Below are 9417 nucleotides of genomic sequence, written 5' to 3'. Positions count from 1 at the left end.
GGGCGGGACACCGCCCCTTCGCCATGCAGGACCGCGGCACGCTGTCCGTCGTTCAGCTTGGACAGGTAACAGAGTTCTTCTAGCGAATCACGGATGGCGATGTTCATCGTCGGCAAGTTAGCGCGATGTGAAATGACTTCTCAAGACTTATGTTCCTATTTCGTTCCGATGCCGATGCTGTCAGAATTTCCTGCCAAAAGATGATTGTTTCGCGAAAAGTGCGGGATGCGCGCACCCAAGAACACAACATTGGCCTTCAGGAACATATTTTTGGGGGTCCGCGCAAGCCTCACGCGTCGCTATTTCTCACTCAATATTTTATTTAAATATTTGATTTAATTAGGCAATATTCTTGAGGCGCATTGCGGGCTCGCCAGAACTTCATACAAAGTTGGCTCAGACTCCTGTTCTATCCGAGCGCCGGAGCGATCCAGACAAAAGAAAACCCCGGGCCGTGGGCCAGGGGCGAAAATGAAAGAGCGGTGCTTGGAGCGTTGGCTACCTAAGATCTGGCCTCGGATAGAGAGCCAGCCCAATTTGGGTTGGGTCGGCTAGCTACGCAGCGCCGGAAGATCGAAGAGGCAGACCGGAAACTCGATCTGTTCGACAAGCTGCGAAGGGTTGCTCGAGCTACATTCCAGAACAACAACCTCGGCTTCAGCGAGTGGGCCAGCGTCTTCGGCGACGCCAAGATGACCACCGCCTTGCTCGATCGGCTTACCCATCACTGCCTCATCCTCGAAACCGGAAACGACAGCTTCCGCTTCAAGAACAGCTCAGCCCATGAACCCAAAACTACAAGGGAGAAATGCAGGAACTGGACCACCACCACSGACCCGAAACATACGTAAGAGGCGAGTCAATTCTCGGCGCAAATGCCGGGTCACTTCTCAGTGCAAATCAACAGCCTGTGCTCCAGGCGCGGTCAGGGCCGCCAAATCCGGCCGCGATGCATCAAGTTGCCGTCGGCTCGATGATCAAAGCTGCGCGATAGGCCGGTTCTCCGTACCAAGCCATGCGATCGAACATGGCATCGCGGATCGGCAGGTCGACGACATCGGCGCTGTTTTCGAGCGCATCGACTTCGAACCATGGATCGTTGACGAGGAAATACTCTTCGCTGACCGCATGGGCAACAACCCAATGCGGGGCCGTCCGGCCATGCGTCTCCCTTTGATCGATCAAAACCACGGCGATCGAACCGCCAGCTATAGCGTCGCGCAGTTCGGCGATGGTGAAGGCACGCGGCTCGACCTTGATACCCGCGTCGAGCACGCGGCTCTTGAAGTCGGCCTGAACAAACTTCATCAGGTCGCGCTTGGCTTCGGTGTTGCCGCGATCGATGAGGATCGCCTCCGATGTGCTCATGAACACCTTCACCGCATGAGCGCGCGATGCTGCTGCAAGCGCCAGGCCGTACGGATCGCAGCCGCCAGGGCCGTCCATCGACACCACGGTCGTTGCCTCGCGCCACATCGCCAGTTCTAGAAGGCGATCCATGCCGGATGAAGGATCGAGGCCGGCAAAAGCCATCATCAGCGAGGCAGAGCCACAGGTGAAACCGGTTGTTTGGGTATAGATCGGCGTCCTCGAGCTTGCAGTTGGCCCATCGTTCCGCAGTCGACGCTCGGCATATGTCGCGCCTGGCCCTGCGGCGGCGATGCCGGCAAGCCCTCTCAAGCTTGTAGGGATATCGTCTTCCCCTGAAACCGCAGCGATGCGCCAGGTCAGGATATCGCTGTCGAGGGACAACTGCTCCAATGCCGATACCAATTCGCTGCCGACAGCACTGGGGTCAATGTCAGCGGCGTCGACCCAGAAATGGGAGATCCGCAGCATCGTTGCCGTGCGGCGCCGGCGCCCGATCAGCAGCCCCACGATGGTATCGCCCCGGTGCGCAATGAAAACGATGCGGCCACGCGCCGACTGGATTGCCGCAAGGTGCTCCGCCATGGCAGCCGGCAGCGCTTGCGGTGCTTCGCGGCCATCGAGAAGTTGCGTGACGTTGATGGGCTCGGCCATGTCAGATCCTYGGAGTTGCGAGATGGGCCAGGCAATCGCCGCGCACAACCAGCGAGGGGTGCCGCTGGCACACGACGATGCCGGAAATGTCGAAATGCTGAGGTGTCGCGGAGCGCGCCGGATCGTCCACCGCATGGATCATGCCGCAGAGGGCGCCGGGCGCGATGCGGTCTCCGAGATCGGTCATGGGTTCGAACACGCCGTCCTCGGTCGCATAGACATAGTAGTCGCGCCCAAGCACCTCGAACTCGATAGCTGGAGGCGCGGGTTCGGCAAATGTCTGCTCGACCATGCCGAAATGGGCGAGCAGGCGCTGGATGCCGTTTTCGATGAGTGCCAGGCCTCGCCGCGATACCGTCCCGCCGCCACCGAACTCACCGCCAAGCGAGATGATGCCCTGGCGGTTTGACTCCGAGGTCGAGAGCCGGGGGTCGGGACTATATCCCCAGACCTGCAGGTGCGGAGCGCCGAACGCACGCGCAGCCGCCAAAGCGCGGTTGTCGAGTTCGGGATCGCCGCTGCGGCGGGTTGAAACGAATGGAAGATAGTTCAGCGACGAACCGCCGGCGTGGAAATCCTGATAGAAATCGGCAAGAGGCAACAGCACGGAGCTGACATAGTCGGCGATCGCCGCTGTCGGTCCACCCAGGGGATCGCCCGGGTAGGCACGGTTGAGATTGCCGCCGTCGAGTGGGGAGACACGGCACCCGGCAAGTGCCGCAGGCGCATTGAGCATCGGCAGGACGATCAGCCGTCCGTTGATCGAGGCAGGATCGATGGTCCGCAGCAGCTTGGTCAGCGCGATCTGGCCTTCGTATTCGTCGCCATGGGTGCCAGCGGTGAGCAGCATCGTCGGGCCCTTGCCGCCTGCGACGACCCCGACCGGGATTGTGATCGTGCCATAGGCGGAGCGATGAACCGAATGTGGGAAATGCAGATTGCCGATCTGCTTGCCCGATCGTTCATAGTCCAGACGTGTCCAGATTTGCGTCGACATCTTCAGGTGCTGCTCACGCGGGAGTGGGAATTAGCGACTGCCTGACGATAGAGCGCCAGCAGCCGGGTTGTTTTCGGGGCGTGTTGCGCGGCGGACGTGTTTGCCTGGAAGGCAGGGATTTCCTGCCAGCGGTGGCAAGCCACCAGCCGCCCGTCACCGCCAGGCGAAAGATCAGGGATTTCCCGTCGGCAGCGCTCGATCGCAAACGGACACCTCGGATGGAAGCGACACCCCGAAGGTGGATCGAGCGGACTTGGCATATCGCCGGCCAGCGCAACGCTGGCCTGGCGGGCGCCCGGCCGCGGCACTGGTGCAGCGGCGAGAAGCGCTCTCGTGTAGGGATGCGATGGCTGGTCGAAGATCGCCGCCTTCGGCCCGATCTCGACGATATTGCCGAGATACATCACTGCAACGCGATGGCTGATGTGGCGCACGACGGACAGGCCGTGAGAGATGAACAGGTAGCTCAGGCCCAGGCGCTCCTGAAGGCTTTGCAGCAGGTTGACGATCTGTGCCTGAACCGAGACGTCGAGCGCGGAGACAGGCTCGTCGCAGACGATCAGCCTGGGTTCGACAGCCAGCGCGCGAGCGATGCCGATGCGCTGCCGCTGCCCGCCGGAGAATTCATGCGGATAGCGCCCGGCATGCCGCTTGGCCAAACCGACAAGGCCGAGCAGCTCGGCAACCCTGTCATGGGCGCTGCGGCGGTCGGCCAGCCCGTGCAACAGAGCAGGCTCGGCGATCAGCTCGCCGACGGTCATGCGCGGGTTGAGCGAGCCGTAAGGATCCTGGAAGATCAGCTGGATGCGCCGCCGCATGGCGCGCTGTTGGCTGGCGGACTGGCCGGAGAGATCCTCGCCTTCGAACAGGATGCGCCCCGCGCTCGGCGCGGTCAGCCCGACCAGCATGCGCCCGGCGGTGGATTTGCCGCAGCCGCTTTCGCCGACCAGAGACAGGGTCTCGCCGGGATCGATGCCGAAGCTGATGTCGTTGACAGCGCTCAGCGTCCGTTTTTGCCATGGCCAGGCGCCGGTGACGCTGAACTTCTTGCTCAGTCCATCGACCCGCAACAGCGGCGTGCCCGCGTTGTTGAGCGGCGTCATTGTTGTCCTCCTCGGGTCAAGGTTTCCAGCAGGGGCGTGCGCCAGCAAGCTGACAAATGGCCAGGCCTGACAGTTTCCAGTGGCGGCGCCTCGACGGCGCAGCGCGCGATGGCGAAGGGGCAGCGCGGCTGAAACCGGCAACCGGCAGGCAAAGCCAGCGGGTCGGGCATGCTGCCTTCGATCGGTGTCAGCGCTTCGCTGTCGCCATCGATCGAAGGCATCGAGCTGAGCAGACCGATCGTGTAGGGGTGCTCCGGCCCGTCAAAGAGATCGGCGACCGGCGCGATCTCGACAATACGGCCGGCATACATGACAGCGACGCGGTCGGCCATTTCAGCAACCACGCCGAGATCATGGGTGATCAGGATGATGGCCGCACCGCTGTTCGCCTTGAGCTCGCGCATCAGGTCGAGAATCTGGGCTTGCACGGTGACGTCGAGCGCTGTCGTCGGTTCGTCGGCGATCAAGAGTTCGGGCCGGCAAGCCAGCGCCATGGCGATCATCGCGCGCTGGCGCATGCCGCCGCTGAGCTCGTGCGGATAGCTCTTCATTCTAGCTTTGGGCGAGGGGATGCCTGTCAACTCCAGCACCTCGACCGCCCGGGCGCGCGCTGCCGCCTTGCCGACCGCCTCGTGCAACTGGATCGCCTCGACGATCTGGTCGCCGATCGTCTGCACCGGATTGAGCGAGGTGTTGGGCTCCTGGAAGATCATGCCGATGCGCCCGCCGCGAATTTCGCGCATTGCGTGGGCCGGCTTGGTCAACAGGTCTTCGCCGCAAAACAGGATTTCGCCGGCAGTGATTGCGCTCGGGACCAGGCGCAGCAGCGACAGCGACATGACGCTCTTGCCCGAGCCGGACTCGCCGACAATCGCCAGGGTTTCGCCGGCACGGACGGTGAAGTCGATGTCGTCGACGGCCGCCACCGTGCCGCCCGAGGTGTGGAAGCCGACCCGCAAGCCGCGGACCTCGATCAGGGGTACGTTGGGGGTCATCGCTGCAGCTTCGGGTCGGTGAGGTCGCGAAACGCATCCCCCAGCAGGTTACAGGACAGCACGATCATGAAGATCAGCAGGCTAGCTGCGGTCGAGACATGCGGTGCCAGGAAGATGAAACTGCGCCCTTCAGCGGCGATGCTGCCGAGTTCCGCCGTCGGCGGTTGCAGCCCAAGGCCGAGGAAGCCAAGTGACGCGGCGAGAAGGATCGTCTCGCCGAATTGCAACGAGCAGTAGACGACGATAGGGGCGGCGCAGTTGCGCAACAGATAGCGCCGGATCAGGGCGCCGTCGGACAGGCCGATGACGCGGCCGGCATCCATGTATTCCGCCTGCATCACCGAGGCGGCAGTGGCGCGAGCGACACGGGCGATGGGCGGCGCAGCAGACAGGCCGAGCGCAATGACCAGGCTGTCCATGCCGACGCCCAGCATTGCCGCCAGGGCCAGGCCAAACAGGATCGACGGAAACGACAAAAGGATGTCGACCAGCCGCATCAGCGGACCCTCGAGCCGGCGGTAGAAGGCGGCGGCTAACCCGATGCTGGTGCCGACCAGGCTACCGACGACGATGCTGGCAAATCCGAGTGCCAACGTTGTCCGGGCGCCGTAGAGCAAGCGGGTCAGCAGATCCCGCCCCTGGGTGTCGGTGCCTAGCAGATGTTCGCCGCCGGGTGGGCGGAGCCGCATCCTGAGATTGGTGTCGTAGGGATCGAACGGCGACAGCACGGGCGCAAGAATGGCCGCAACGACAATCACGACCAGGAAGATCAGGGCGATGAGGGCCAGAGGATCGCGGGCGAGGCGCCGGAGCAGGTGCGGTCGCGAAGTACCCGCGAGATTTGCCGTTTGGGGGGCGGTGACGTCTGTGCTCATCGGACCTTGCTCCGGATGCGGGGATCGAGCAGGCCGTAGAGTGCATCGACGACGAAATTGACCACGATGAAGCCGCAGGCGAGCACCATGATGCAGCCTTGGGCCATCGGAAAATCGCTGGAGACGATGGAGCCGACCGCCAGCCGGCCGATGCCTGGCCAGCCGAATATGGTTTCGGCAATGACTGCGCCGCCGAGCAGCGAGCCGATCTGCAGGCCGATCAGCGTCACCACAGGTATCAGCGCCGTGCGCAACGCATGCCTTGTGACGACGCGGAACTCCGACGCGCCCTTGGCGCGGGCCGTGCGGATGAAGTCGGCGCCCAACACCTCGACCACCGCGGTGCGGGTCATCCGCGCTACCGGCCCGATGAAGATCAGCCCCAGCGTCAGCGCAGGCAGTGCGACATGATGCAAGCCGTTGAGCGTCCACAGCGGCCCGCCCCGGCCTTGCAGCGGAAACAGCTGCCACCGGAACGCTGCGAACTGCAGCAGCAGAAGCCCGACCCAGAATGCAGGGACGGAAACACCTGCTACCGACAGCGCGGTGACGGCGCGGTCAAAGACCTGCCCACGGCGCATGGCGGCAAGCGTGCCAAGCAGGATGCCAAGAGGGACCGCCCAGATCAGGCTAGCCACCATCAGTTCGATGGTCGGCCCAAGCGCCGTCACAAGCTCTCCGGCGACCGGCGCATTGTTGATGATCGACCGCCCAAGATCGCCTTGCAGGACACGTAGCAGATAAAGCCAGAACTGCATCATGATCGGGGCGTCGAGGCCGAGCTGGCGGCGGATGTCTTCGATTTCGGCAGCAGTTCCCGACGGTCCGGCGATGATGATAGCGGGGTCGGTCGGAATGACCTGAAGCATCAGGAAACCGACCAGAAGCACACCAAGCAGCACAGGTATCGAGGTCAACAAGCGCCAAAGGAGCTGTCGCGTCACGTTGTCTTCTCCCAAGCGGGCATCATTTCAAGGACTTTGGGCATTACCCGAAATCCCCGGCGTTCGAGTGGTCCACCGCGCCAGCAGCCAWGCTGGGCGCGGTGGACCACAACCGTCATTTCGCCAGCTTGAGATCCAGCCCGTTGTAGAGAGGTGCACCGCTGATGCCGTGCGGCTTGAACGGCGCAACGCGCGGCCCGGCCACCACGACCAGCTTTTCGTTGACCAGCGGCTTCCACAACACGGCGTCGTGGATGATCGCGCCGGCCTCGGCGAAGGCGGCAAAGCGTGCTTCCGCCGAAGTCGCGCGGTTGCCGGCGTCGATCAGTTGATCGGTCTTGGGATCGTTCCAGTTCATCCGGTTGGGGGTGGGCATGTTCGACGACAGGAAGTACAGGTTCATAGCGTCGCCCGCGCTCAGATACGGATAGCTCATCTGGTACAGGTCGAAATCCTGGGTCTTCAGCTTGCCCCATACGATCGTTGGATCATAGAGCTCGACCTTCAGGTCGACGCCGATCTTGCGCAGATCACCCTGGATGGTCTCGGCCATCTGCTTGTCTGAATCGCCAGTGAAACCATAGAAAATTAGCGACAAAGGCTTGCCGTCCTTCATGCGGACACCGCCGTCACTGGAGACCCAGCCTGCCTCGTCGAGCAGCGCCTTGGCCTTTTCAGGGTCATAGCCGAATGCGTCCAGCTTCATCTTGGGATTGAAGTCGCGCGCGGCCTCGGAATAGTAGGACCTGGCTGCATCGGCCTCGCCGAAGAAGATCGCGTCGGCGATGGCGCTCTGGTCGATTGCCAGGCTTAGCGCTTCGCGGACGCGTTTGTCGCCCAGATCGGGGCGCGTGATCTTCATGCCGACATAGTGCGTGCGGAAGCCCGCTTCGGGCCGCAGCAGCTGGATTGAAGGTGTCGCCTGCAACTGGGAGAGAGCCCATGCGGGCACCGCGAAGGATACGTCGCCTTCGCCGGTCTGCAGGGCGGCGGCAAGTGTTGCCTCTTCCGGCACTATCTTCCAGACGATTTTCGCGACCTCTGCCGGTCCCGGATTCGTCATGAAGGACGGGCCCCAGCGATAGCCATCGTGACGGGTCAGCACCGTCTGGGTGCGCGGCGTCCACGACTGGAAGCAGAATGCTCCGGTGCCGTTGAAGGCGGCGACGCCGAAATCATCCTTCAGTGCACTCGCCTGGTCCGGGTCGATGATAATGAAATTGAACTGCGTCATCTGGTACAGCAGTTCCGAATATGGCTCCTTCAGCTTGTATTCGACGGTGTAGTCGTCGAGCGCCTTTACGCTTTCGACCTTGCCGGCCTTCCATTTGCTGACGCCTGGGAAATCCGGATTGAGCCAGCGATCCATCGTACCGACCACGGCCTTTGCGGTGAARGGCTTGSCRTYGCAGAAGSTGACGTCGCGGCGCAGGTGRAAGGTGTAGGTGAGGCCGTCGGCGCTGACCTCCCAGCGCTCCGCCAGGCCGGGGCGGAGGGTCTTGAGATCGCGGTCGAGCGTCACCAGCGTTTCGCCGACCATGTAGAGGATTTCGGCGGCGGCCAGCGCGGTGGAGCGCTGCGGATCGTAGCGGTCCGCATCACTGACGCGCAAGACCACTGCGGTATCAGGCTCCTGCGCAATGGCAGCCGTCGTCGCCAATGCGAGCGAAAGGATGCATCCGGCGGCTCGTTTTCCGAGTATTCCCATTAACTCACTCCCCTTTGTCATTGGACGCCGTTCCGGCAAACCTTCGGCCAGCGTCAAGCGGCCTCCTGGAAGGAACGGCTTGGCGTCAAAACCGAGATCGAAATGTCCGGCGTCGTGAGCTGAAGAGTATGGTGGCCGGCGACGGTCGTTCAAACGATAAGATTGCGTCAAATCATTCCTCTACGGAATGAACTGTTGTTTGGAGGCGACGTGGCACCTCGTCACCCACGATCGGTGGCCGCCTGGACGCTGCCACCTCGTCCAAAAGCCACTGCCTGAAAGCCTGCACCGCCGGCAAATGGCTCTTCCGTTCCGGGCAGACGAGAAAATAGCATTCCGGGCTTTTCATCGGCCGGCCGAATGGCGCGACCAGCGTGCCGTCAGCCAGTTCGACCTCGATCATGAACTTTGGGACGATCGCCATACCCATGCCGCTGATGGTTGCCTGGATGATCATCTCGAACTGTTCGAAGCGAACGCCGTGGAAAGGATTGACCGAGGTGTCATCAGCTCTTTGGAGCCAGTCTTTCCATGCGCGCGGCCGGGCGCGATGGTGCAACAGGGCGACCCGTCCGAGGTCCGCAATGCGGCTCACCGGTCCATCCGGCGCCATCAGCGAAGGCGCGCAGACCGGAATGACCTCTTCCTCCATCAACTGGTCGGACGGGCCGCCGGGCCATGGTTTTTCGCCGAAATAGATGGCGACGTCGATGTTTTCCTCGACCAGGTCGAAGGGCCAAGTCCGTGCCGTCAAATTGAGCGCGATCCTGGGG

General features: G+C 62.6%; 9 protein-coding genes and 1 pseudogene. 1 reads left to right on the top strand and 9 read right to left on the bottom strand.

The window, feature by feature from the left end; all coding sequences use genetic code 11:
- Positions 1-551: 551 nt before the first annotated feature.
- Positions 552-725, bottom strand: coding sequence for a hypothetical protein (locus AC1DWF_RS27475; RefSeq protein WP_476785152.1), 174 nt, complete (start codon positions 723-725; stop codon positions 552-554).
- Here AC1DWF_RS27475 and AC1DWF_RS27470 point away from each other — a divergent pair.
- Positions 648-851: pseudogene (locus AC1DWF_RS27470) on the top strand (ATP-binding protein); the annotation flags it as partial. The gene AC1DWF_RS27475 and the pseudogene AC1DWF_RS27470 overlap by 78 nt on opposite strands.
- Before the next feature lie 103 nt (positions 852-954).
- Here the strand turns inward: AC1DWF_RS27470 and AC1DWF_RS27465 are convergent.
- The 8 genes from AC1DWF_RS27465 to AC1DWF_RS27430 form a co-directional block, all read right to left on the bottom strand.
- Complete coding sequence (locus AC1DWF_RS27465) at positions 955-2022, bottom strand: peptidase C39 family protein (RefSeq protein WP_476789058.1); 1068 nt, start codon at positions 2020-2022, stop codon at positions 955-957.
- A 1-nt stretch (position 2023) separates the two neighbouring features.
- Positions 2024-3019 carry a succinylglutamate desuccinylase/aspartoacylase family protein gene (locus AC1DWF_RS27460; protein ID WP_476785149.1) on the bottom strand — a complete coding sequence of 332 codons (996 nt, stop codon included), beginning with the start codon at positions 3017-3019 and terminating at the stop codon, positions 2024-2026.
- 2 nt (positions 3020-3021) lie between these two features.
- A complete protein-coding gene (locus AC1DWF_RS27455) occupies positions 3022-4122 on the bottom strand; it encodes an ABC transporter ATP-binding protein (protein ID WP_476785148.1) in 1101 nt (366 codons plus the stop codon).
- On the bottom strand, positions 4119-5117 hold the full coding sequence (locus AC1DWF_RS27450; RefSeq protein ID WP_476804408.1) for an ABC transporter ATP-binding protein: 999 nt from the start codon (positions 5115-5117) through the stop codon (positions 4119-4121). Before AC1DWF_RS27450 ends, AC1DWF_RS27455 begins: the two co-directional genes overlap by 4 nt.
- Complete coding sequence (locus tag AC1DWF_RS27445) at positions 5114-5992, bottom strand: ABC transporter permease (RefSeq protein ID WP_476787294.1); 879 nt, start codon at positions 5990-5992, stop codon at positions 5114-5116. The genes AC1DWF_RS27450 and AC1DWF_RS27445 overlap by 4 nt, the downstream gene beginning before the upstream one ends.
- Positions 5989-6936, bottom strand: coding sequence for an ABC transporter permease (locus AC1DWF_RS27440; RefSeq protein WP_476789055.1), 948 nt, complete (start codon positions 6934-6936; stop codon positions 5989-5991). The genes AC1DWF_RS27445 and AC1DWF_RS27440 overlap by 4 nt, the downstream gene beginning before the upstream one ends.
- A 115-nt stretch (positions 6937-7051) precedes the next feature.
- Positions 7052-8644, bottom strand: coding sequence for an ABC transporter substrate-binding protein (locus tag AC1DWF_RS27435; RefSeq protein ID WP_476842285.1), 1593 nt, complete (start codon positions 8642-8644; stop codon positions 7052-7054).
- A 172-nt stretch (positions 8645-8816) separates the two neighbouring features.
- The coding region (locus tag AC1DWF_RS27430) for a LysR substrate-binding domain-containing protein (protein WP_476842284.1) at positions 8817-9417 on the bottom strand (601 nt) is incomplete at its 5' end.

Source organism: Aminobacter sp. P4_D5 (assembly GCF_056401815.1).
Note: the sequence above shows the minus strand (reverse complement) of the source record. Positions and strands in the feature narration are given on the sequence as shown.